Below are 20,037 nucleotides of genomic sequence, written 5' to 3'. Positions count from 1 at the left end.
GCGGTCAAGAGTGCTTACTCCGATTCGGGAGCAGAGTGTTCTTCGTTTGCTGCGGTCGGCTCCGGGGGCGGCGCTGGCGGCTGCAGCTTGGCCCGCTCCGCCTCCAGATGCTCCATGATGCGGTAGGTTAGCTCGCGGGTTCCTTCGCCGGCAATGGCCGCAATGCGAAACACCGGGCCGGTCCAACCCAAGCGCTGCACGATGTCGCAGCAGTACTCGTCACGCAATTCTTCCGGGATCAGGTCCAGCTTGTTGATCACCAGCCAGCGCTCGCGCGCCGCCAGCGCCGGGCTGAATTTCTCCAGCTCGTGCTCGATGACCCTCACTGCCGCCACCGGATCGGAGTCATCCGGCGGCAACACGTCCACCAGGTGCAGCAGCAGATGGGTGCGCGCCAGGTGCTTGAGGAACTGGATGCCGAGACCGGCGCCTTCCGCCGCCCCCTCGATGATGCCGGGAATGTCGGCGATGACGAAGCTGCGGTGCAGGCCCACGCTGACCACGCCGAGGTTGGGATAGAGGGTGGTAAACGGGTAGTCCGCCACGCGCGGACGGGCCGAGGACACAGCGCGGATCAGCGTGGACTTACCGGCATTGGGCAGGCCCAGCAGTCCCACGTCGGCCAGCACCTTCAGCTCCAGGCGCAGATTGCGCACCTCGCCCGGGGTGCCCGGCTTGGACTCGCGCGGGGCGCGATTGACACTGCTCTTGTAGCGCAGGTTGCCGAGGCCATGGAAGCCCCCTTGGGCCACTTTGAGGAGCTGGCCATCGCTGACCAGATCGCCCAGCAGCTCGCCGGTGTCCTCATCGTAGACCTCGGTGCCCACCGGGACATCGATGGTCAAATCGGGCGCACTGGCGCCGGTCTTGTTGTTGCCGGAACCGGGCTCTCCGTTCTGCGCCTTGAAGCGGCGCTCGAAGCGGAAATCGGCCAGGGTATTCAGCGCGCCGACGGCTCGCAGAAACACGCTGCCGCCATCACCGCCGTCACCGCCGTCGGGACCGCCGAAGGGGATATATTTTTCGCGACGAAAGCTGACACAGCCGTTGCCGCCCTTGCCGGCCTCGACGCGTATGGTGGCTTCGTCAACGAATTTCATGGAAGAAAAGTTTCAAGTTACAAGTGTCGAGTTGCAAGTGAGATATCAGGGGCAGTAACAGGGGCGGCAGCTATGGCCTTTTCTTGTCACTTGGAACTTGTCACTTGCGACTTACAAAACAAAAAACCCCGCCATGGAAGACGGGGCTTTCTGCGCGGCCATCCACTGCCGGTTTATTCGGCGGGGATAACGCTCACGAACTTGCGGTTGTTCGGCCCCTTGGTCTCGAACACCACGCGGCCATCCGCCTTGGCGAACAGGGTGTGGTCCTTGCCACAGCCGACGTTCAGGCCCGGGTGGAAATGGGTGCCGCGCTGACGCACCAGGATGTTGCCGGCGGTCACCAGCTGGTCACCGAAACGTTTCACGCCGAGGCGCTTGGCGATGGAATCGCGGCCGTTACGAGTGGAGCCGCCTGCCTTTTTGTGTGCCATTGCTCTTTACTCCCGCGTTCAGCCGGCCTTGATGCCGGTGATCTGCAGTTCGGTGTAGTACTGACGGTGGCCCTGCTGCTTGCGATGGTGCTTGCGGCGACGGAACTTGATGATCATTACCTTGTCGTCGCGTCCCTGGGACTTGACGCTGGCAGTGACCTTGCCGCCGGCCACGTAGGGCGCACCGACCTTGATGTTGTCGCCGTCGGCGACCATCAGGACCTGATCGAATTCGATGTTGCCACCCGCATCCACGGGGAGCTTTTCCACCTTGAGGGTCTGACCTTCGGTCACCCGGTACTGCTTGCCGCCGGTTACGAATACCGCGTACATGACGAAATCTCCACACGATCGGCCCAGGGGCCCGGGCCGAAACCTAATCGAAAGACCGGCAATTCTAGCGGCTTCACCATCCCAGGTCAAACCCGAAATGAGGCGAAACCGCCGCTGCGGCCGGAAGGGCGGAAGTATAGCGCCTCGCCGCGCCGCTTGACACTCCCCCGCCCCTTACCTAGCATGCCCTGCTTCACTTTTTATCCATCATCCAAGCGGCCCACCATGGAAATCCAAGACGTTCTGGACCTGATTGCCGACGACAAGCAGGCCGTCGACCGGCTGATCCAGCAGCGCCTGGCCTCCAATGTAGTGCTCATCGACCAGATCAGCCACTACATCATCAACAGCGGCGGCAAGCGCCTGCGCCCGGTACTGGTGCTGCTGGCGGCCCGCGCCCTGGGTTACCAGGGCAGCCACCACATCGACCTGGCCGCGGTAGTGGAATTCATCCACACCGCCACCCTGCTGCACGACGACGTGGTGGATGCTTCGGAACTGCGCCGCGGCCAGCAGAGTGCCAACGCCGTATTCGGCAACGAGGCCAGCGTCCTGGTGGGCGATTTCCTCTATTCCCGCGCCTTCCAGATGATGGTGGACGTGGGCAGCATGCGCGTGATGCAGATCCTGTCCGACGCCACCAACACCATCGCCGAGGGCGAGGTGCTGCAACTGCTCAACTGCCACGACCCGGACACCACCGAACAGCGCTACATGGACGTGATCCACTACAAGACCGCCAAGCTGTTCGAGGCGGCCAGCCAGCTGGGGGCCGTGCTGGCCGGGCGTCCGGCGGATGAGGAGCAGGCCATGGCCCGCTACGGCATGCACCTGGGCACCGCCTTCCAGCTCATCGACGACGTGCTGGACTACAGCGCTTCCAGCGAGCAGTTGGGCAAGAACATCGGCGACGACCTGGCCGAGGGCAAACCCACCCTGCCGCTGATCTATGCCATGCGCCACGGCACACCCGAGCAGGCCGCGCTGATTCGCCGTGCCATCGAAAACGGCGGGCGGGAAAACATGGCGGAAATCACCGCAGCCATTGAATCCACCGGAGCCATCGCGTACACTTCGCGCTCCGCACGGCAGGAAGCCGATCGCGCCCTGGCCGAACTGGCGAATTTCCCGGATTCGCCCTACAAACAGGCCCTGGCGGCGCTGGCGGAATTCTCGGTCGCCCGCGCGTACTGAGTATGATTTTCGGGGTGTAGCTCAGCCCGGTAGAGCACTGCGTTCGGGACGCAGGGGCCGTAGGTTCAAATCCTATCACCCCGACCAACAAAGTCGTTCCCGGCCTTTCGGCCGGTGCGGCACAAACAAAAAACCCGCTGTCACAAGACAGCGGGTTTTTTGTTTTCTGTCGCCCGGCGGCGGCCAAGGGGCTTCGCCCTGACCGCCGCCGCACAGGTCAGAACGGGATATCGTCGTCGAAGCCGTCGAAGTTGTTGCTGCTGCCTGCCGGGCTGCTGCGTCCGCCGCCCTGGGCCGGCTGTCGCGCCGGCGGTGCCGACTCGGCCTCCTGACCGAAGTCGGCGCTGGAGGCGCCGCGCCCGCCTGCGCTGCCCAGCATCTGCATCTCGTTGGCGACGATCTCGGTGGTATAGCGGTCCTGGCCGCTCTGGTCCTGCCACTTGCGGGTCTGCAGGCGGCCCTCGATGTACACCTGGGAGCCCTTCTTCAGGTATTCGCCGGCAATCTCGCCCAGCCGGCCGAACATCACCACGCGGTGCCACTCGGTACGGTCCTGCATCTGGCCGCTCTGCTTGTCCTTCCACTGGTCTGTGGTGGCCAGGGTGATATTGGCGATGGCGCCGCCGTTGGGGGTATAGCGGACCTCGGGGTCGCGGCCAAGATTGCCGATCAGAATTACCTTGTTGATGCCTCGTGCCATGCTGCTGTCTCCACTGAACCTTGGTTGATTGTGTGCCCGTTCCCTGGGCATGACGGGGCATTGTATATCAGGACTCCGGCAGCGAATACCGCTCCAAGGCGGTCCGGTCCAACTGCTGGCTGTCCACCTTGAGGTAGGCCACCCCCTCCTCACCGTTGACCACCGCCTCCGCCACGCCGCGCACCGCCATCAACTCACCGGAAAGCATCGCGGCCTGGGACGGCGCCATGGTGCCGACCTTGAGCAGATGGCTGGCCAGGTAGCGCGGCTGGCGCATGCCCAGCGCCGCCAGCCACCACAGGCCCAGGGCGGCGGCGGCAAACAGAAACACGCTATACAGCCCATACAGGCCGTGCAGCCCGCCACCTACGGTGCCGCCGATAAAGGCGCCGATGAACTGCGAACTGCTGTACACCCCCATGGCGGTGCCGCGCGCATCGGCCGGGGCGAATTTGGAGACCAGGGAAGGCAGGGTGGCCTCGAGCAGGTTGAAGGCGGTAAAGAACAGCAGCAGCCACAGGGCCATGGCACCGAGGCTCTCGCCCAGCACGCCCATGCCGAGCATGGCCAGCGCCAGTGCTGCAATCGCCCCCAACAGCACTTGCTTCAGCTTGTGCTTCTTCTCCGCCACGATGATGAAGGGAATGGCGAGGGTAATGGCCAGCACCATCACCGGCAGATAGAGCAACCAGTGCCGCGCCGGGGCAAAACCGATGTCGCGCAATACCAGGGGCACCACCACGAAACTGGCGGTGAGCACCATGTGCAGGGTGAGGATGCCGAAATCCAGACGCAGCAGCTGGCCGTCACACAGGATACGGCCGAACTGCCCGGCTACCGGCTCAGCGTCGCGGTGACGCTGGGTGTGGGGCGGATTGGGCACCGCCAGCAGAAGCAGCGCGATGCCGCCCAGGGCCAACACGGCGGTAAGCCAGAAGATACCCGGTACGCCAAACCACTGGTTCAGCACGGGACCCAGCACCATGGCCACCACGAAGGACAGACCGATACTCATGCCGATGAAGGCCATGGCCTTGGTGCGGTGTTCCTCGCGGGTGAGATCCGCCACCAGCGCCATCACCGCCGCCGCCACTGCACCCGCCCCTTGCAGCGCGCGGCCGATGATCACGCCGTGGATCGAGTCCGCCAGCGCCGCCACCACGCTGCCTGCGGCAAACAGCAACAGACCCGCAACGATCACCGGCTTGCGGCCGAGGCGGTCCGAGGCCATGCCGAAGGGAATCTGCAGCAGCGCCTGGGTCAGGCCGTAGATGCCGATGGCCACGCCAATCAGCAACGGCGTGACATCGGCAAGATGTTCGGCATACAGGGCGAACACCGGCAGAATCATGAACATGCCCAGCATGCGCACGCCGAAGATGCCGGCCAGTGCGGCGGCGGCATGGCGTTCCTTCGCCGTCATGGAGATAGAGATCATCGGTGGATTCGTTCCTGACCCTGTAAAAAACAGGGGATTGCTTTGCGTCGAAGGAGGTCTCGGACGTATATTAACAAGTTCTTTTGTACCCGGAAAACGGCATGGACACCATACGCATACGCGGTGCGCGCACGCACAATCTGCAGAATATCGACATCGAACTGCCGCGCGACAAGCTCATCGTCTTCACCGGCCTGTCCGGCTCGGGCAAGTCATCGCTCGCCTTTGACACCATCTACGCCGAAGGCCAGCGTCGTTACGTCGAGTCGCTCTCCGCCTACGCGCGCCAATTCCTTTCCATGATGGAGAAGCCCGATGTGGATCACATCGAAGGGCTGTCACCGGCGATCTCCATCGAACAGAAATCCACCTCGCACAACCCGCGTTCCACTGTCGGCACCGTCACCGAGATACATGACTATCTACGCCTGCTCTATGCCCGTGCCGGCGAACCGCGCTGTCCCGAGCATGGCACGGTGCTGGAGGCGCAGACCGTCAGTCAGATGGTGGATCAGGTGCTGGCCCTGCCCGAAGGCACGCGTCTCATGCTGCTCGCCCCCATCGTACAGGAGCGCAAGGGCGAACACCTGCAACTGCTCGATGAGCTACGTGCACAGGGTTTCGTGCGCGCGCGCATCAACGGCGAAGTGGTGGAGCTGGATGCCGCGCCCAAGATGGACCTGCGCCGCAAACACACCATCGAGGCGGTAGTCGATCGTTTCAAGGTCCGCGCGGACATCGCACAGCGTCTGGCCGATTCGTTCGAGACCGCACTCAAACTGGCCGATGGCGTTGCGCGCGTGGTGTTCATGGATGGCGAGCAGGAAGAGCTGTTGTTCTCGGCCCGCTTTGCCTGTCCGCAGTGCGGTTACGCGTTGACCGAACTGGAGCCGCGCCTGTTTTCCTTCAATAATCCCTCCGGCGCCTGCCCGAGTTGTGACGGTCTCGGAGTGAAGCAGTTCTTCGATCCGGCCCGTGTCGTGGTGCATCCCGAACTGAGCCTGGCCGAAGGCGCCATCCGCGGCTGGGACAAGCGCACAGTGTACTACTTCCAGTTGCTCACCGCCCTGGCCGAGCACTACGGCTTCGACATCGATACACCGTTCAATCAGCTCAGCCATGAAGTGCAGCAGGTGATCCTGTACGGCAGCGGCGAGGAGGAGATCGAGTTCACCTACTTCTCCGAGCGCGGCTTCAGCCGCCAGCGGCGCGAACCGTTCGAGGGTGTGCTGCCCAACATGGAGCGGCGCTACCGCGAGACCGATTCCAACGTAGTGCGCGAGGAACTGGCCAAATATCTCAGCCAGAAGACCTGCCCCGATTGCCACGGCACGCGCCTCAATCGCTCCGCACGCCACGTGTATGTCGCCGGGCTCAGTCTGCCGGAGGTGTCGGCCATGCCGGTGGGCCGGGCACGCGAATTCGCCACCACCCTGACCCTGCCGGGACGCCGTGGCGAGATCGCCGCCAAGATCCTCGCCGAGATCGGCGCCCGCCTGACCTTCCTGGTCAACGTCGGCCTCGATTACCTGTCGCTGGATCGCAGTGCCGACACGCTGTCCGGCGGCGAGGCCCAGCGCATCCGCCTCGCCAGCCAGATCGGCGCCGGCCTGGTGGGCGTGATGTACATCCTCGACGAACCCTCCATCGGCCTGCACCAGCGCGACAACGAGCGCCTGCTGGAAACGCTGACGCGGCTGCGCGACCTCGGCAATACGGTCATCGTGGTGGAGCACGACGAAGATGCAATTCTGCGCGCCGACCATGTGGTGGATATCGGCCCCGGCGCCGGGGTGCACGGTGGCCGTATCGTCGCCCAGGGCACACCAAAACAGATCCTGGCCAATCCGGAGTCCCTCACCGGCCAATACCTGTCCGGCGCCAAGCGCATTCACGTCGGCGGCGAACGCACACCACCGGACCCGGCACGGCAGATCGCCATCCGTGGCGCCAGCGGCAATAACCTGAAGGGCGTGAATGTCGATATCCCTGTGGGCCTGCTCACCTGCGTCACCGGTGTCTCCGGCTCCGGCAAGTCGACGCTGATCATCGACACGCTCTACCGCCACGCCGCCCTGACCCTCAACGGCAGTGGTGAAGACCCGGCCCCCTGCGCCGAAATCATCGGTCTGGATCAGTTCGACAAGGTGGTGGACATCGATCAGAGTCCCATCGGCCGCACGCCGCGCTCCAACCCGGCCACCTATACCGGCCTGTTCACCCCCATCCGTGACCTGTTTGCCGGCACCCAGGAGGCGCGCAGCCGCGGCTACAGCCCGGGCCGTTTCTCCTTCAACGTCAAGGGCGGCCGCTGCGAGGCCTGTCAGGGTGACGGCCTGATCAAGGTGGAAATGCACTTCCTGCCCGACATCTATGTGCCGTGCGACGTGTGCAAGGGCAAGCGCTACAACCGTGAAACGCTGGAGGTGCGCTACAAGGGCAAGAACATCTACGAGGTGCTGGAGATGACGGTGGAAGACGCGCGCGCCTTCTTCGATGCCGTGCCGCCCATCGCGCGCAAATTGCAGACACTGATGGACGTTGGCCTCACCTACATCAAGCTGGGCCAGAGCGCCACCACCCTGTCCGGCGGCGAGGCACAGCGCGTCAAACTGGCGCGTGAACTGTCCAAGCGCGACACCGGCAACACACTGTACATTCTTGACGAACCAACCACCGGCCTGCACTTCCACGATATCCAGCAACTGCTCGACGTACTGCATCGCCTGCGTGACCACGGCAACACCATCGTGGTCATCGAGCACAACCTCGACGTCATCAAAACCGCCGACTGGATCATCGACATGGGCCCGGAGGGTGGCGACAAGGGCGGTACCCTGGTCACCGCCGGCACGCCGGAACAGGTGGCGGCCTGCACAGACTCCCACACCGGCCGCTTTCTCAAGCCGCTGCTGGAGCGCGAACGACAGGCACGGAAGAAGAAATAGCGCGCTACACCGTTTGCGTCGCGCCGGCTCCCTGAGAAGCGGCCTGCACGGCTACGGGCGTACCGATGGAAAGACCGAGTTCCTGCGCCGCGCAGCCCTGATTGACGGCCAGCTCAACGAGGCCGTTGGCATTTTCGTACCAGAATGCCCCGCCTGCAGCCGCTGCACCGAAGGTAACGGCATGATGCAGTTGCCGACCGGCCACGGAAAGAACGGTACCCGGCGCGACACCGGCTGCGCGCAAGCCGGTCATGGCATTGCCGAAGTGATCAATGTAGATCACCTCGGCCAGATCATCGGGCCAGTCGTTGCTGGAGCTTTCCACCGTCACCCCCGGAGGCGGCTCACCACGCGCCAGCCTCGCCGCCACCGGCGCGAATAGATCGCGGCCATGAAAACTGGCGGAAAGATGTGCTGGCCGCCAGGTGATCTCCCAGCAACGGCACAGTGCGGCACGGCGCGTGATCAGTTCGAACAGACCATTGTCGGGCCCGACATACCAGCGCCCATCGGCCTCGACGATGACCGGACGGCGCGATGCCGTGCCTACACCGGGATCGATCACCGCAACGAACACGCTGCCGGGGGGAAACTCCCCCGCATAGGCCGCCAGCAGGTAGGCGCTGGCCCGGGGATTACAGCGTGGTGCATCGTTGAACAGGGTGAGCACCGGCACACCCGGTGCCTCGCGCAGCAGCACGGCCTGCATCTGCCCCATATAGGGTCCGCCGGCGCCAAAATCGGTCATCAACACCAGCATCGCTTTTACCTCCCGGATATTGTGCCCGGCACCCGGCCCGTGGCCACACCAGCCGGTGCCCCCAGAATCCATGCCTGGAAAACAAAAAAGCCGGGCAAGCCCGGCTTTTTGTCGGCACCTTGTCGGTGACTTATTCCTCGCTGGCCTCGACTGCCTCACCACCCTGTTCCGGACGGTCAACCAGCTCGACGATGGCCATCGGCGCCGCATCGCCGGCACGGTAGCCGCACTTCAGGATGCGCAGGTAACCGCCCGGACGCGCCTGGTAACGCGGCCCCAGCTCGTTGAACAGCTTGGTCACCACATCACGGTCGCGCAGGCGGGCGAAGGCGAGACGGCGCTTGGCGACGGAGTCGACCTTGGCCATGGTGATCAGCGGCTCGGCGACGCGACGCAGCTCCTTGGCCTTCGGCAGGGTGGTCTTGATGATCTCGTGCTGCAGCAGCGAGGCCGCCATATTCTTCAGCATGGCCTTGCGGTGGCTGCTGTTGCGGCTCAGTTGCCGACCAATATTACGATGACGCATGGGCGTATCCTTAAAATCCTAAACTTACGTTACAGAGGGCACGCAGCCGGGCTTACGCGCCGACCTTGTCTTCATCCTTCGCGCGCAGGCTTGCCGGCGGCCAGTTCTCCAGGCGCATACCCAGAGACAAACCACGGGAGGCCAACACGTCCTTGATCTCGGTGAGTGACTTCTTACCGAGATTCGGGGTCTTGAGCAGTTCCACCTCGGTACGCTGAATCAGGTCACCGATATAGTAAATGTTCTCAGCCTTGAGGCAGTTGGCCGAGCGCACCGTGAGCTCGAGGTCGTCCACCGGGCGCAGCAGAATCGGGTCGATGGCCGGCTCGGCCACATCCTGACGCGACTCCTTCTTGCCCTGCAGATCGACGAAGGCCGACAGCTGCTCCTGCAGGATGGTGGCAGCACGACGAATGGCCTCATCCGGCTCGATCGTACCGTTGGTTTCCAGTTCGATGATCAGCTTGTCCAGATTGGTCCGCTGTTCAACGCGTGCGCTTTCCACTGTGTAGGCCACGCGACGCACCGGGCTGAACGAGGCGTCGATCTGCAGACGGCCGATGGGACGGCTTTCTTCTTCACTGTTGAAACGCTGGTTGGCCGGCTGATAACCACGACCGGTGGTTACCTTCAGCGTCATATTCAACTCACCGGACTTGGTGAGGTGAGCGATGACATGATCCGGATTGAGCACTTCGACACTGTGATCCAGCACGATGTCGCCGGCGGTCACGGGACCGGGGCCCTTCTTGCTCAGCTTGAGGGTGGCTTCATCACGGCCAGCCATGCGCAGAGCGACACCCTTCAGGTTGAGCAGGATTTCAATCACATCCTCCTGCACACCTTCGATGGTGGTGTACTCGTGCAGTACGCCGTCGATTTCGACCTCGACAATGGCGCTGCCCACCATGGAAGACAGCAAAATCCGACGCAGCGCGTTGCCCAAGGTATGACCGAAACCGCGTTCGAGCGGCTCCAGGGTCACCTTGGCACAAGTGTCGCTGATCTTCTCCACGCCCACCAGGCGCGGCTTGAGCAATTCTCCAACTGAGCCCTGCATGTACAGTCCTCTCTCGTATCTGCTGGACCGAATACCTACGGCTACCGCGCCAGCCTAGGGCGCAGCCCACCGCTCCCTTACTTGGAGTAGAGTTCGACCACCAGCTGTTCCTGAATCTCGGCGGGCAACTCGCTGCGCTCGGGCTTGGCCTTGAAGGTACCCTGCAGCTTGTTCACGTCCACCTCGATCCACTCCGGAAAACCGCGCTGCTGCGCCAGCTCGACCGCCGCCTTGACCCGCAGCTGATCCTTGGCACGTGGGGCAACGGCGACGACGTCACCCGGCTTGACCATGTAACCCGGAATATTCACCTTGTTGCCGTTGATGGTCACACCGTTGTGGCGCACCAGCTGGCGCGCCTCGGAGCGAGACACGCCGAAACCCATGCGGTACACGACATTGTCCAGACGGGACTCCAACAGTTGCAGCAGGCTTTCACCGGTGTTGCCCTTGCCGCGATCGGCCTCGGCATAGTAGCTGCGGAACTGACGCTCCAGCACACCATAGACACGACGCATCTTCTGCTTTTCACGCAGCTGACGTGCGTAGTCGGACAGACGGGCGCGACGCTGGCCGTGCTGACCGGGGGGGAAGGGGCGATTTTCAATCGCGCACTTGCTGCCGAAGCACTTCTCGCCCTTGAGGAACAGTTTCTCGCCTTCGCGGCGGCACTGGCGACACTTGGAACCGATATACCTAGCCACTTTGTTCTCCTGCTTACACGCGACGCTTCTTGGGCGGACGGCAGCCGTTGTGCGGAATCGGCGTCACGTCGGAAATGCTTAGAATCTTGAAACCCTTGGCGTTCAGCGCACGCACCGCAGATTCACGGCCGGGACCGGGGCCCTGCACGCGCACTTCCAGGTTCTTCATACCGAACTCCAGCGCCTTGGCACCACAGTTCTCGGCAGCCACCTGGGCCGCGAATGGTGTGCTCTTGCGCGAGCCACGGAAGCCCGAACCACCTGAAGTCGCCCAGCACAGGGCGTTGCCCTGACGGTCGGTAATGGTAACGATGGTGTTGTTAAAGGACGCGTGGATGTGGGCGATGCCGTCCACGACGTTCTTCTTTACCTTTTTGCGAGTGCGGGAAGCCGCTGCTGCTTTTGCCATGTGTAAGTCCTAGTTAACAGCCTTGTCCGAACCTTAAGCCGGACGGTTGCCGATTACTTCTTGATAGCGCGACGCGGGCCCTTGCGGGTACGCGCATTGGTACGGGTACGCTGACCGCGCACCGGCAAACCGCGACGATGACGCAGGCCGCGGTAGCAGCCCAAGTCCATCAACCGCTTGATATTCATCGAGATTTCACGACGCAGGTCGCCTTCGACGGTGAACTTGGCCACCTCGGCGCGCAGACCTTCCACCTCCGCCTCGCTCAGGTCCTTGACCTTGGTCTCGGGACGAACACCAGCGGCGGCACAAATCTTCTGGGCACGGGTGCGGCCGATACCATAGATCGCGGTCAGCGCGATCACGGTGTGCTTCTGCACCGGGATGTTAATGCCTGCAATACGGGCCATCGAGCCTATCCTCAGCTATAAAACGGACGTCACCACCCACCAGGCAGTGAAACGCGCAATGTTACTGTTGAAACCCTGCTTGGTCAAGCGTCCATTATGACGGACGCAGCCAGCCTTAACCCTGACGCTGCTTGTGGCGGGCGTCGGTGGAGCAGATCACCCGTACCACACCTTTACGGCGGACAATCTTGCAGTTACGGCACACCTTCTTGACAGATGCCTGAACCTTCATCGTCGTTCTCCCAATATATAAAGTCCGGGCCGGCCTAACGGGGGAATCCCGCACCGCCATGGCCCTTGAGATTTGCCTTTCTCATCAGCCCTTCGTACTGATGGGACATCAAATGCGCCTGTACCTGCGCCATGAAGTCCATGGTCACCACCACGATGATGAGCAATGAGGTGCCGCCGAAATAGAACGGCACATTCCAATACAAAATCAGGAACTCCGGCAACAGACAGACCAGGGTGATGTAAATGGCTCCGGCCAGGGTCAGTTTGCTCAGAATACCGTCGATATAACGAGCGGTCTGCTCACCGGGTCGGATCCCGGGGACAAACGCGCCGGACTTCTTCAGGTTCTCCGCCGTGTCCTTCGGATCGAACATCAAGGCGGTATAGAAGAAGCAGAAAAACACTATCGCAGCGGCATACAGACCGACATACAGCGGCTGTCCCGGCGACAGGGTAGACGCCAGATCCGACAACCATCCCATGCCTTCGGCACTACCGAACATCCCACCCAGCGTCGCCGGGAAGAGAATGATACTGGAGGCAAAGATGGGTGGGATGACACCGGCCATATTCACCTTCAACGGCAGATGGCTGGTCTGGCCGGCGTACATCTTGCGCCCCATCTGTCGTTTGGCATAGTTCACCGTAATGCGGCGCTGTCCACGCTCCACAAACACCACAAAGGCAGTGACGGCGAGAGCGCCGGCGAACAGCACCAGAATCAGCACTGCATTCAACTCGCCGGTACGCGCCAGCTCCAACGTGCCACCGATGGCGGACGGCAACCCGGCGACGATACCGGCGAAGATGATCATTGAGATGCCATTGCCGATACCGCGCTCGGTCACTTGCTCACCCAGCCACATCAGGAACATGGTACCGGTCACCAGCGTAACCACCGTCACCAGACGGAAGGCCAGCCCTGGCTCGACCACCAGCGGCAGGTTTCCGGCGGTCTGCCCTTCCAACATAATCGCCACACCGATACCCTGGAATGTGGCCAGTGCCAGCGTGCCGATGCGGGTATACTGCGTAATCTTGCGCCGGCCTGCCGCACCTTCCTTGTTCAGCTGCTCCAGATAGGGCGACACCTTGGTCAACAGCTGCACGATGATCGATGCGGAGATGTACGGCATGATGCCCAAGGCAAACACGCTCAGGCGCTCCAGCGCACCCCCCGAGAACATGTTGAACATGTCGAGGATGCTGCCGCGCTGCTGTTCAAACAGAGCGGCCAGAGCGATCTGATCAATACCGGGAACCGGAATGTGCGCACCGATACGGAAAACCAACAACGCCCCCAGCAGGAACAGGAGGCGTTGTTTGAGTTCGGTCAGCTTCCCTCCACCGAGGGCGCTGGCCATCGCGGCACGACTGGCGCCCACTATTCTTCGACCTTGCCGCCGGCGGCCTCGATGGCCGCGCGCGCACCCTTGGTCACCGCCACGCCCTTGACGGTCACGGCCTTCTCCACGGTACCGGAGGCAATCACCTTGACGCGCTTGATCCCCTGACCGACGACATTGGCTGCCTTCAGCGCCAGCAGATCGACCACGTCCCCCTCCACCTTGGCCAGCTCATGCAGACGCACTTCAGCGGTATCGGCCGCCTTCTGGGAGCGGAAGCCAATCTTGGGCAAACGGCGCTGCAGCGGCATCTGGCCGCCTTCAAAACCGACCTTGTGGAAACCGCCGGCACGGGCCTTCTGACCCTTGTGGCCGCGACCGGAAGTCTTGCCCAGGCCGGAACCGATGCCGCGACCGAGTCGCTTGCCAACCTTCTTGGCCCCTTCAGCGGGCTTAAGCGTATTCAGGCGCATGTTCAAGCTCCTTCAACCTTCACCAGGTAAGACACCTTGTTGATCATGCCGCGGGTGCAGGGGGTGTCTTCCACTTCCACCGTCTGGTTCATGCGACGCAGACCCAGGCCGGCGGCACAAGCCTTGTGAGCGGCCAGTCGGCCGTTCAGGCTGCGTACCAGGGTAACTTTAAGAGTGTTCTTCTGTGCCATGGCTTATTCCAGAATCTCTTTTACCGTCTTGCCACGCTTGGCAGCTGCCTGCTCGGGTGAGGACATCGCTACCAGACCATTCATGGTGGCACGCACCACGTTATTCGGGTTGCTGGAACCGATGCACTTGGCCAGGACGTTGTGTACACCAGCCATCTCCAGCACGGCACGCATGGCGCCGCCGGCAATGATACCGGTACCTTCAGACGCCGGTTGCATGTACACCTTGGCCGCGCCGTGACGGGACGTCACCGGGTGCTGCAGAGTACCGTTGGCAACAGAGACCTGCTTCATGTTCTTGCGCGCCTTTTCCATCGCCTTGGCGATAGCGGCGGGTACTTCGCGTGCCTTGCCGGTACCGATGCCCACTTTACCCTGGCCATCGCCAACCACAGTCAGTGCGCTGAAGGCGAACTGGCGACCGCCCTTGACCGTCTTGGACACACGATTGACAGCGATGAGTTTCTCATTCAGGCCATCGGTGCTCGGAGTTACGTCAAATCCAGCCATAATCTAACCCTTAGAATTCCAGACCGTTTTCGCGAGCGGCATCAGCCAACGCCTTGACGCGACCATGATATTTGAAGCCGGCACGGTCGAAAGCGACCTTGGTAACGCCGGCAGCCTTGGCCTTCTCCGCCACGGCCTTGCCCACGGCGATTGCCGCTTCGATATTGCCGGTGGACTTGAGGCCACTCTTGATGTCGGCCTGCAGCGTGGAGGCGGCGGCAACGACCTCGGAACCATTCGGCGCGATCACCTGCGCATAGATATGGCGCGGGGTACGATGAATGCAGAGGCGATAGGCGCCCAGCTCCCGAATCTTGGCCCGGGCGCGCAGAGCACGGCGCAAACGCGAAGTTTTCTTGTCGTTCATATCTTAAGACCCTACTTCTTCTTGGCCTCTTTGCGGATGATCTTCTCATCCGCGTACTTGATACCCTTGCCCTTGTACGGCTCGGGGGGACGATAGGCGCGAATGTCTGCGGCCACCTGCCCTACCTTTTGCTTGTCGGTACCCTTGACCACGATTTCAGTCTGACTCGGGGTTTCGATGGTGATACCTTCCGGGGCGTCATACTTCACCGGATGGGAGAAACCAAGGGTCAGATTCAGTGTCTTGCCTTGCGCCTGGGCACGGTAGCCGACGCCGACCAGCTCCAGCTTGCGCTCGAAGCCCTGGGTCAGACCACGGAAAATGTTGGCAACCAGCGCGCGGGTGGTTCCAACCATAGCGATGTTGGCCGGAGTCTGGGTTTGCGGTGCAAAGCGCAACTCATTGCCTGCCATCTTGATGCTTACGTCATCGCGAACCACATGAGTTACGGCGCCCTTGCCACTCTTGATGTTGAGTGCCTGCCCCTCGACAGCCACCTGCACACCGGCAGGGATCACAACAGGATTGAGAATTCTTGCCATGTCACGCCACCTTTAAGAGACAAAGCACAGGACTTCGCCGCCGTGGCCGGCCTTGCGGGCGGCACGGTCGGTCATCAGACCGGCGGAAGTGGAAATGATGGCGATACCGAGGCCGCCACGGACTTTCGGCAGCTCGTTCTTGGCCTTGTACTGACGCAGGCCGGGACGGCTGACGCGGCGCAGTTCCTCGATGACCGGCTTGCCCTGGTAGTACTTCAAAGCAAGCTTCAGTACCGCCTTGCCGCTGGATGTATCCACCGAGAAGTCGGAAATAAAGCCTTCATCCTTCAACAGCTTGGCAATGTTTGCCTTGAGCTTGGAGGACGGCATCGAAACCTCTTGCTTCTGCGCACCCAGAGCGTTGCGGATACGGGTCAGCATATCGGCTATCGGATCAGTCATACTCATTGTATCGATATCCCTTGAGTTGGTTGATTCTTACCAGCTGGCCTTGCGCAGACCAGGAACGTCGCCACGCATGGTGGCTTCACGCAGCTTGTTGCGACCAAGACCGAATTTGCGGTAGTAGCCGTGTGGACGACCGGTCAGATTACAGCGGTTATGCTGACGCACCGGACTGGAATCGCGCGGCATCTTCTGCAACTGCAACTGCAGGGCATCGCGCTCTTCAAAGCCCAGCTCAGGATTCTTCAGCTTGGCCTTGATTTCGGCGCGCTTGGCGGCGTACTTGGCTACCAGCTTGGCGCGCTTCAGCTCGCGCATTTTCATGGAGGTCTTCGCCATGACTTGTGCCCCTTAAGACTTGAACGGGAAATTGAAGGCGCGCAACAGAGCGCGGCCATCATCATCGTTGGTCGCCGTGGTGGTGATAGTGATATCCATGCCACGCAGCGTATCGATCTTGTCGTAATCGATTTCCGGGAAAATGATCTGCTCTTTCACGCCCATGCTGTAGTTGCCCTGACCATCGAAGGACTTGGCACTGACACCGCGGAAATCGCGGATACGCGGTATGGCGATGGTAATCAGACGATCCAGGAACTCGTACATGCGATCCCCGCGCAGGGTAACCTTGCAGCCGATAGGCCAGCCTTCACGCACCTTGAAACCGGCAACAGACTTGCGGGCCTTGGTGGTAACCGGCTTCTGACCGGCGATTTTGGTCATGTCTGCCACAGCATGTTCCAGCACCTTCTTGTCGGCGATCGCCTCGCCCACACCCATGTTCAGGGTGATTTTGCTGATGCGGGGCACCTGCATGACATTGGCATAGCCGCGCTCCTGCATCAGCTGCGGCACAACCTTTTCTTTGTAAAACTGCTTCAGTCTAGCCATCATCGCCTACCCGACTTACGCGTCCACGACTTCGCCGTTGGACTTGAAGTAACGCACCTTACGGCCGTCCTCGAGGAACTTGATCCCGACCCGATCAGCCTTGCCCGTCGCACTGTTGAACAAGGCAACATTGGACACGTGGATGGAATGTTCCTTCTCCACGATGCCGCCCGGGATACCCTTGAGAGGATTGGGCTTCTGGTGCTTCTTCACCATGTTCACACCTTCGACCACTACACGGTCGTTGGGGAGAACACGCAGCACATTGCCACGACGCCCTTTGTTCCGGCCGGTCAGGACGACTACCTCGTCACCTTTTCTAATCTTGCGCATCTCTATTCACCCTCTGCCTTACAGCACCTCAGGTGCCAGCGACACGATCTTCATGAAACGCTCGCCACGCAGCTCGCGGGTCACGGGCCCGAAAATACGGGTACCGATCGGTTCGAGTTTGTTGTTCAGTAGCACGGCAGCGTTGCCATCGAAGCGAATCAGGGAGCCATCGGCACGACGCACGCCCTTGGCTGTACGCACCACCACAGCATTGTATACCTCCCCCTTCTTGACCTTGCCGCGGGGGATGGCTTCCTTGATGCTCACCTTAATAACGTCGCCAATCGTGGCGTAACGGCGGTGGGAGCCGCCTAAAACCTTGATGCACTGGACGACACGGGCACCGCTGTTGTCGGCCACATCCAGTTTGGTCTGCATCTGTATCATGGTTGTGTCTCCACACAATCACACTGGCCGGGAAGTAAAGGGGCGGCATATTAACACCAAACGGCGCCAAGCCCAAACACTTTTTATCCGGGCTCAGGCGCCGCCCCTACCGGCAGGGTGACGGTTTATCAGTCGTCAGCTAGCCTTCTCTACCACCTTGACCAAGCGCCAAGCCTTGCTCTTGGAGATCGGGCGGCATTCCTCGATGGTCACCACATCCCCTTCCTTGCACTCATTGTGCTCGTCATGGGCATGCAGCTTGGTGGAACGTTTTACGTACTTACCGTAGATCGGGTGCTTTACGCGGCGCTCGACCAGGACGGTAATGGTCTTGTCCATCTTGTCGCTGGTGACACGGCCGGTGACCGTGCGCACCACTTTGTTTTGTTCGCTCATTCTGCCTTACCTGCCTTCTGTTCCAGAATGGTCTTGATCCGGGCGATGTCACGACGCACGACCTTCACGCGGTGCGGCTGGGACAACTGGCCCGTGCCCTTCTGCATACGCAGGTTAAACTGCTCACGCAGCAGGCCGAGCAGCTCCTGGTTCAGCTCCTCGACACCCTTCTGCCTCAAATCGTTCGCTTTCATCACAGCACCGTACGGGTTACAAATGCGGTCTTCAGGGGCAGCTTGGCGGCAGCCAGACGGAACGCCTCACGGGCGATATCCTCGCCTACCCCTTCCATTTCATACAGCATCTTGCCGGGCTGGATCTGGGCCACCCAGTACTCCACGTTACCCTTACCGTTACCCATACGAACTTCCAAGGGCTTCTGGGTAATCGGCTTATCCGGGAACACACGGATCCAGATCTTGCCGCCACGCTTGACGTGACGGGTCATGGCACGGCGGGCAGCCTCGATCTGACGAGCCGTCAGTCGACCGCGCTCGATACTCTTGAGGCCGAATTCGCCAAAGCTGACCTTATTGCCGCTATTGGCCAGACCGCGGTTACGGCCCTTATGCTGCTTGCGGAATTTTGTGCGTTTGGGCTGAAGCATCTTCCCTACTCCTCAAATCAGTTGGCTGCAGCCTTTTCGGCCACTGCGCCGGCAACTTCGCCGCGGTCGAACACTTCACCCTTGAAGATCCATACCTTGACGCCGATGACACCATAAGTGGTGTGGGCTTCGGCGACGCCGTAATCGATGTCTGCACGCAGGGTATGCAGAGGCACACGACCTTCGCGTACCCACTCGCTACGGGCGATCTCGGCGCCGTTCAAGCGGCCGGCAACATTAATCTTCACACCCTGTGCACCCAGACGCATGGCGTTCTGCACGGCCCGCTTCATGGCACGGCGGAACATGATGCGGCGCTCCAGCTGCTGGGCGATGCTCTGGGCCACCAGGGTGGCATCCAGTTCGGGCTTGCGGACTTCCTCGATGTTGATGTGCACTGGCACCTTCATCATCTCGGAGACTTCCTGACGCAGACGCTCGATGTCTTCACCCTTCTTGCCAATCACCAGACCGGGACGGGCCGTATGGATGGTAATGCGGGCGTTGCGCGCCGGGCGCTCGATCTGCACTCGGCTGATGGATGCCTGAGCCAGCTTTTTCTGCAGGAACTCGCGAACCTTGAGATCCATGTGCAGAAACTCCGGGAAGTTCTTGCTGTCGGCGTACCACTTGGAAGTCCAATCCTTGGTGATGCCCAGGCGGATTCCGGTCGGGTGAACTTTGTGTCCCATTGCTGCCTCTCTGTTACTTTTCCGCGACCATCACAGTGATGTGACTGGTACGCTTGCTGATCCGGTTGCCACGGCCCTTGGCGCGGGCATGCATCCGCTTGAGAATCGGGCCCTCGTCAACGTAGATCTTGGACACCTTCAGTTCATCGATGTCCGCGCCCTCGTTGTGCTCGGCATTGGCAATTGCCGACTCGAGAACCTTCTTCACCATGTCCGCAGCCTTCTTCTGGCTGAAGGTCAGGGTCTGCAGGGCACGCTCCACCGGCATACCGCGAATCAGGTCGGCGACCAGGCGGCACTTCTGCGGCGAAATCCGTGCGTAGCGCAATTTTGCTGCCACTTCCATCGTCATCACCTCTTATTTCTTCGCCTTCTTGTCGGCCGCATGGCCGCGGAAGGTACGGGTCGGCGCGAACTCGCCCAGCTTGTGGCCAACCATGTTATCGGTAACCATCACCGGCACGTGCTGACGGCCATTATGGATGGCAATGGTCAGGCCGACCATGTCCGGCAGAATCATCGAACGGCGCGACCAGGTCTTGATCGGCTTCTTGACATTGCTGGCTACAGCTTGCTCGACCTTCTTCGCCAGATGGTGGTCGACAAACGGCCCTTTTTTCACTGAACGCGGCATCTATCAGCCCTCA

General features: G+C 61.4%; 31 protein-coding genes and 1 tRNA gene. 3 read left to right on the top strand and 29 right to left on the bottom strand.

Features of this window, described 5'->3' with window-relative positions:
- Positions 1–14 precede the first annotated feature (14 nt).
- From cgtA to rplU, 3 genes are all read right to left on the bottom strand, one after another.
- Entirely contained in the window at positions 15–1,100 is a 1,086-nt protein-coding gene (cgtA, locus tag EP379_RS03540) for an Obg family GTPase CgtA (RefSeq protein ID WP_127475912.1), read from the bottom strand.
- Positions 1,101–1,273: 173 nt separating this feature from the next.
- On the bottom strand, positions 1,274–1,534 hold the full coding sequence (rpmA, locus tag EP379_RS03535) for a 50S ribosomal protein L27 (RefSeq protein WP_127475910.1): 261 nt from the start codon (positions 1,532–1,534) through the stop codon (positions 1,274–1,276).
- Between the two features lie 18 nt (positions 1,535–1,552).
- The gene (gene rplU, locus EP379_RS03530; RefSeq protein WP_127475908.1) at positions 1,553–1,867 is read right to left on the bottom strand and encodes a 50S ribosomal protein L21; all 315 of its coding nucleotides are present in this window, start codon (positions 1,865–1,867) and stop codon (positions 1,553–1,555) included.
- A gap of 225 nt (positions 1,868–2,092) precedes the next feature.
- On the opposite strand from rplU, the gene ispB reads away from it, so the two are divergent.
- Together ispB and EP379_RS03520 are read left to right on the top strand one after the other, a co-directional pair.
- Entirely contained in the window at positions 2,093–3,061 is a 969-nt protein-coding gene (gene ispB, locus EP379_RS03525; RefSeq protein ID WP_127475905.1) for an octaprenyl diphosphate synthase, read from the top strand.
- Between the two features lie 10 nt (positions 3,062–3,071).
- A tRNA-Pro gene (locus EP379_RS03520) sits at positions 3,072–3,148 on the top strand.
- Positions 3,149–3,278: 130 nt separating this feature from the next.
- Here the strand turns inward: EP379_RS03520 and ssb are convergent.
- Positions 3,279–3,761 (bottom strand): single-stranded DNA-binding protein, encoded by a 483-nt coding sequence (gene ssb, locus EP379_RS03515; RefSeq protein WP_127475903.1) that lies wholly within the window; start codon positions 3,759–3,761, stop codon positions 3,279–3,281.
- A 67-nt stretch (positions 3,762–3,828) separates the two neighbouring features.
- Positions 3,829–5,199 (bottom strand): MFS transporter, encoded by a 1,371-nt coding sequence (locus EP379_RS03510; protein ID WP_232023963.1) that lies wholly within the window; start codon positions 5,197–5,199, stop codon positions 3,829–3,831.
- 101 nt (positions 5,200–5,300) lie between these two features.
- On the opposite strand from EP379_RS03510, the gene uvrA reads away from it, so the two are divergent.
- Positions 5,301–8,147 (top strand): excinuclease ABC subunit UvrA, encoded by a 2,847-nt coding sequence (gene uvrA, locus EP379_RS03505; protein WP_127475901.1) that lies wholly within the window; start codon positions 5,301–5,303, stop codon positions 8,145–8,147.
- Between the two features lie 4 nt (positions 8,148–8,151).
- On the opposite strand, the gene EP379_RS03500 is transcribed toward uvrA, so the two are convergent.
- The 24 genes from EP379_RS03500 to rpsS all read right to left on the bottom strand — a co-directional run bounded on the left by EP379_RS03500 (position 8,152) and on the right by rpsS (position 20,024).
- Positions 8,152–8,907 carry an SAM hydrolase/SAM-dependent halogenase family protein gene (locus EP379_RS03500; RefSeq protein ID WP_127475899.1) on the bottom strand — a complete coding sequence of 252 codons (756 nt, stop codon included), beginning with the start codon at positions 8,905–8,907 and terminating at the stop codon, positions 8,152–8,154.
- A 130-nt stretch (positions 8,908–9,037) separates the two neighbouring features.
- Complete coding sequence (rplQ, locus tag EP379_RS03495) at positions 9,038–9,433, bottom strand: 50S ribosomal protein L17 (RefSeq protein ID WP_127475897.1); 396 nt, start codon at positions 9,431–9,433, stop codon at positions 9,038–9,040.
- 52 nt (positions 9,434–9,485) lie between these two features.
- Positions 9,486–10,493 (bottom strand): DNA-directed RNA polymerase subunit alpha, encoded by a 1,008-nt coding sequence (locus EP379_RS03490; RefSeq protein ID WP_127475895.1) that lies wholly within the window; start codon positions 10,491–10,493, stop codon positions 9,486–9,488.
- Positions 10,494–10,570: 77 nt separating this feature from the next.
- Entirely contained in the window at positions 10,571–11,197 is a 627-nt protein-coding gene (gene rpsD, locus EP379_RS03485; RefSeq protein ID WP_127475893.1) for a 30S ribosomal protein S4, read from the bottom strand.
- A 13-nt stretch (positions 11,198–11,210) separates the two neighbouring features.
- Positions 11,211–11,606, bottom strand: a complete 396-nt coding sequence (gene rpsK, locus EP379_RS03480; protein WP_127475891.1) for a 30S ribosomal protein S11 — start codon at positions 11,604–11,606, stop codon at positions 11,211–11,213.
- 53 nt (positions 11,607–11,659) lie between these two features.
- A complete protein-coding gene (gene rpsM, locus EP379_RS03475) occupies positions 11,660–12,016 on the bottom strand; it encodes a 30S ribosomal protein S13 (protein WP_127475889.1) in 357 nt (118 codons plus the stop codon).
- Between the two features lie 115 nt (positions 12,017–12,131).
- The gene (rpmJ, locus tag EP379_RS03470) at positions 12,132–12,248 is read right to left on the bottom strand and encodes a 50S ribosomal protein L36 (RefSeq protein ID WP_127475887.1); all 117 of its coding nucleotides are present in this window, start codon (positions 12,246–12,248) and stop codon (positions 12,132–12,134) included.
- A 34-nt stretch (positions 12,249–12,282) separates the two neighbouring features.
- On the bottom strand, positions 12,283–13,635 hold the full coding sequence (gene secY, locus EP379_RS03465) for a preprotein translocase subunit SecY (RefSeq protein ID WP_127475885.1): 1,353 nt from the start codon (positions 13,633–13,635) through the stop codon (positions 12,283–12,285).
- The gene (rplO, locus tag EP379_RS03460; RefSeq protein WP_127475883.1) at positions 13,635–14,069 is read right to left on the bottom strand and encodes a 50S ribosomal protein L15; all 435 of its coding nucleotides are present in this window, start codon (positions 14,067–14,069) and stop codon (positions 13,635–13,637) included. The genes secY and rplO overlap by 1 nt, the downstream gene beginning before the upstream one ends.
- A gap of 2 nt (positions 14,070–14,071) precedes the next feature.
- Complete coding sequence (rpmD, locus tag EP379_RS03455; RefSeq protein ID WP_127475881.1) at positions 14,072–14,260, bottom strand: 50S ribosomal protein L30; 189 nt, start codon at positions 14,258–14,260, stop codon at positions 14,072–14,074.
- A 3-nt stretch (positions 14,261–14,263) separates the two neighbouring features.
- Positions 14,264–14,770 (bottom strand): 30S ribosomal protein S5, encoded by a 507-nt coding sequence (gene rpsE / locus EP379_RS03450; RefSeq protein WP_127475879.1) that lies wholly within the window; start codon positions 14,768–14,770, stop codon positions 14,264–14,266.
- Between the two features lie 10 nt (positions 14,771–14,780).
- Positions 14,781–15,137: a 50S ribosomal protein L18 gene (gene rplR, locus EP379_RS03445; RefSeq protein WP_127475877.1), complete on the bottom strand. Its 357-nt coding sequence runs from the start codon at positions 15,135–15,137 to the stop codon at positions 14,781–14,783.
- An 11-nt stretch (positions 15,138–15,148) separates the two neighbouring features.
- Entirely contained in the window at positions 15,149–15,679 is a 531-nt protein-coding gene (rplF, locus tag EP379_RS03440; RefSeq protein ID WP_127475875.1) for a 50S ribosomal protein L6, read from the bottom strand.
- A 12-nt stretch (positions 15,680–15,691) separates the two neighbouring features.
- Positions 15,692–16,087 carry a 30S ribosomal protein S8 gene (rpsH, locus tag EP379_RS03435; RefSeq protein WP_127475873.1) on the bottom strand — a complete coding sequence of 132 codons (396 nt, stop codon included), beginning with the start codon at positions 16,085–16,087 and terminating at the stop codon, positions 15,692–15,694.
- 30 nt (positions 16,088–16,117) lie between these two features.
- Positions 16,118–16,423, bottom strand: coding sequence for a 30S ribosomal protein S14 (gene rpsN / locus EP379_RS03430; protein WP_127475871.1), 306 nt, complete (start codon positions 16,421–16,423; stop codon positions 16,118–16,120).
- A 12-nt stretch (positions 16,424–16,435) separates the two neighbouring features.
- Positions 16,436–16,975: a 50S ribosomal protein L5 gene (gene rplE / locus EP379_RS03425; RefSeq protein WP_172600523.1), complete on the bottom strand. Its 540-nt coding sequence runs from the start codon at positions 16,973–16,975 to the stop codon at positions 16,436–16,438.
- 15 nt (positions 16,976–16,990) lie between these two features.
- The gene (gene rplX / locus EP379_RS03420; RefSeq protein WP_127475867.1) at positions 16,991–17,308 is read right to left on the bottom strand and encodes a 50S ribosomal protein L24; all 318 of its coding nucleotides are present in this window, start codon (positions 17,306–17,308) and stop codon (positions 16,991–16,993) included.
- A gap of 18 nt (positions 17,309–17,326) precedes the next feature.
- Positions 17,327–17,695 (bottom strand): 50S ribosomal protein L14, encoded by a 369-nt coding sequence (gene rplN, locus EP379_RS03415; protein ID WP_127475865.1) that lies wholly within the window; start codon positions 17,693–17,695, stop codon positions 17,327–17,329.
- A gap of 135 nt (positions 17,696–17,830) precedes the next feature.
- A complete protein-coding gene (gene rpsQ, locus EP379_RS03410) occupies positions 17,831–18,091 on the bottom strand; it encodes a 30S ribosomal protein S17 (RefSeq protein ID WP_127475863.1) in 261 nt (86 codons plus the stop codon).
- On the bottom strand, positions 18,088–18,285 hold the full coding sequence (gene rpmC / locus EP379_RS03405; protein WP_127475861.1) for a 50S ribosomal protein L29: 198 nt from the start codon (positions 18,283–18,285) through the stop codon (positions 18,088–18,090). The genes rpsQ and rpmC overlap by 4 nt, the downstream gene beginning before the upstream one ends.
- Positions 18,285–18,698, bottom strand: coding sequence for a 50S ribosomal protein L16 (gene rplP / locus EP379_RS03400; protein WP_127475858.1), 414 nt, complete (start codon positions 18,696–18,698; stop codon positions 18,285–18,287). The genes rpmC and rplP overlap by 1 nt, the downstream gene beginning before the upstream one ends.
- Positions 18,699–18,715: 17 nt before the next feature.
- Positions 18,716–19,390, bottom strand: coding sequence for a 30S ribosomal protein S3 (gene rpsC, locus EP379_RS03395; RefSeq protein ID WP_127475856.1), 675 nt, complete (start codon positions 19,388–19,390; stop codon positions 18,716–18,718).
- 13 nt (positions 19,391–19,403) lie between these two features.
- A complete protein-coding gene (rplV, locus tag EP379_RS03390) occupies positions 19,404–19,736 on the bottom strand; it encodes a 50S ribosomal protein L22 (RefSeq protein WP_127475854.1) in 333 nt (110 codons plus the stop codon).
- Between the two features lie 12 nt (positions 19,737–19,748).
- Positions 19,749–20,024 (bottom strand): 30S ribosomal protein S19, encoded by a 276-nt coding sequence (gene rpsS / locus EP379_RS03385; RefSeq protein ID WP_127475852.1) that lies wholly within the window; start codon positions 20,022–20,024, stop codon positions 19,749–19,751.
- Between the last annotated feature and the right edge of the window lie 13 nt (positions 20,025–20,037).

The sequence above is a fragment of the Sulfurivermis fontis genome (assembly GCF_004001245.1).
Taxonomy (GTDB): domain Bacteria; phylum Pseudomonadota; class Gammaproteobacteria; order Thiohalomonadales; family Thiohalomonadaceae; genus Sulfurivermis; species Sulfurivermis fontis.
Note: the sequence above shows the minus strand (reverse complement) of the source record. Positions and strands in the feature narration are given on the sequence as shown.

What these genes read in the sequence shown, in the direction of transcription:
- cgtA (WP_127475912.1), bottom strand. Translation starts at nt 1,100, where the DNA reads ATGAAATTCGTTGACGAAGCCACCATACGCGTCGAGGCCGGCAAGGGC.
- rpmA (WP_127475910.1), bottom strand. Translation starts at nt 1,534, where the DNA reads ATGGCACACAAAAAGGCAGGCGGCTCCACTCGTAACGGCCGCGATTCC.
- rplU (WP_127475908.1), bottom strand. Translation starts at nt 1,867, where the DNA reads ATGTACGCGGTATTCGTAACCGGCGGCAAGCAGTACCGGGTGACCGAA.
- ispB (WP_127475905.1), top strand. Translation starts at nt 2,093, where the DNA reads ATGGAAATCCAAGACGTTCTGGACCTGATTGCCGACGACAAGCAGGCC.
- ssb (WP_127475903.1), bottom strand. Translation starts at nt 3,761, where the DNA reads ATGGCACGAGGCATCAACAAGGTAATTCTGATCGGCAATCTTGGCCGC.
- EP379_RS03510 (WP_232023963.1), bottom strand. Translation starts at nt 5,199, where the DNA reads ATGATCTCTATCTCCATGACGGCGAAGGAACGCCATGCCGCCGCCGCA.
- uvrA (WP_127475901.1), top strand. Translation starts at nt 5,301, where the DNA reads ATGGACACCATACGCATACGCGGTGCGCGCACGCACAATCTGCAGAAT.
- EP379_RS03500 (WP_127475899.1), bottom strand. Translation starts at nt 8,907, where the DNA reads ATGCTGGTGTTGATGACCGATTTTGGCGCCGGCGGACCCTATATGGGG.
- rplQ (WP_127475897.1), bottom strand. Translation starts at nt 9,433, where the DNA reads ATGCGTCATCGTAATATTGGTCGGCAACTGAGCCGCAACAGCAGCCAC.
- EP379_RS03490 (WP_127475895.1), bottom strand. Translation starts at nt 10,493, where the DNA reads ATGCAGGGCTCAGTTGGAGAATTGCTCAAGCCGCGCCTGGTGGGCGTG.
- rpsK (WP_127475891.1), bottom strand. Translation starts at nt 11,606, where the DNA reads ATGGCAAAAGCAGCAGCGGCTTCCCGCACTCGCAAAAAGGTAAAGAAG.
- rpsM (WP_127475889.1), bottom strand. Translation starts at nt 12,016, where the DNA reads ATGGCCCGTATTGCAGGCATTAACATCCCGGTGCAGAAGCACACCGTG.
- rpmJ (WP_127475887.1), bottom strand. Translation starts at nt 12,248, where the DNA reads ATGAAGGTTCAGGCATCTGTCAAGAAGGTGTGCCGTAACTGCAAGATT.
- rplO (WP_127475883.1), bottom strand. Translation starts at nt 14,069, where the DNA reads ATGCGCCTGAATACGCTTAAGCCCGCTGAAGGGGCCAAGAAGGTTGGC.
- rpmD (WP_127475881.1), bottom strand. Translation starts at nt 14,260, where the DNA reads ATGGCACAGAAGAACACTCTTAAAGTTACCCTGGTACGCAGCCTGAAC.
- rpsE (WP_127475879.1), bottom strand. Translation starts at nt 14,770, where the DNA reads ATGGCTGGATTTGACGTAACTCCGAGCACCGATGGCCTGAATGAGAAA.
- rplR (WP_127475877.1), bottom strand. Translation starts at nt 15,137, where the DNA reads ATGAACGACAAGAAAACTTCGCGTTTGCGCCGTGCTCTGCGCGCCCGG.
- rplF (WP_127475875.1), bottom strand. Translation starts at nt 15,679, where the DNA reads ATGGCAAGAATTCTCAATCCTGTTGTGATCCCTGCCGGTGTGCAGGTG.
- rpsH (WP_127475873.1), bottom strand. Translation starts at nt 16,087, where the DNA reads ATGAGTATGACTGATCCGATAGCCGATATGCTGACCCGTATCCGCAAC.
- rpsN (WP_127475871.1), bottom strand. Translation starts at nt 16,423, where the DNA reads ATGGCGAAGACCTCCATGAAAATGCGCGAGCTGAAGCGCGCCAAGCTG.
- rplE (WP_172600523.1), bottom strand. Translation starts at nt 16,975, where the DNA reads ATGGCTAGACTGAAGCAGTTTTACAAAGAAAAGGTTGTGCCGCAGCTG.
- rplX (WP_127475867.1), bottom strand. Translation starts at nt 17,308, where the DNA reads ATGCGCAAGATTAGAAAAGGTGACGAGGTAGTCGTCCTGACCGGCCGG.
- rplN (WP_127475865.1), bottom strand. Translation starts at nt 17,695, where the DNA reads ATGATACAGATGCAGACCAAACTGGATGTGGCCGACAACAGCGGTGCC.
- rpsQ (WP_127475863.1), bottom strand. Translation starts at nt 18,091, where the DNA reads ATGAGCGAACAAAACAAAGTGGTGCGCACGGTCACCGGCCGTGTCACC.
- rpmC (WP_127475861.1), bottom strand. Translation starts at nt 18,285, where the DNA reads ATGAAAGCGAACGATTTGAGGCAGAAGGGTGTCGAGGAGCTGAACCAG.
- rplP (WP_127475858.1), bottom strand. Translation starts at nt 18,698, where the DNA reads ATGCTTCAGCCCAAACGCACAAAATTCCGCAAGCAGCATAAGGGCCGT.
- rpsC (WP_127475856.1), bottom strand. Translation starts at nt 19,390, where the DNA reads ATGGGACACAAAGTTCACCCGACCGGAATCCGCCTGGGCATCACCAAG.
- rplV (WP_127475854.1), bottom strand. Translation starts at nt 19,736, where the DNA reads ATGGAAGTGGCAGCAAAATTGCGCTACGCACGGATTTCGCCGCAGAAG.
- rpsS (WP_127475852.1), bottom strand. Translation starts at nt 20,024, where the DNA reads ATGCCGCGTTCAGTGAAAAAAGGGCCGTTTGTCGACCACCATCTGGCG.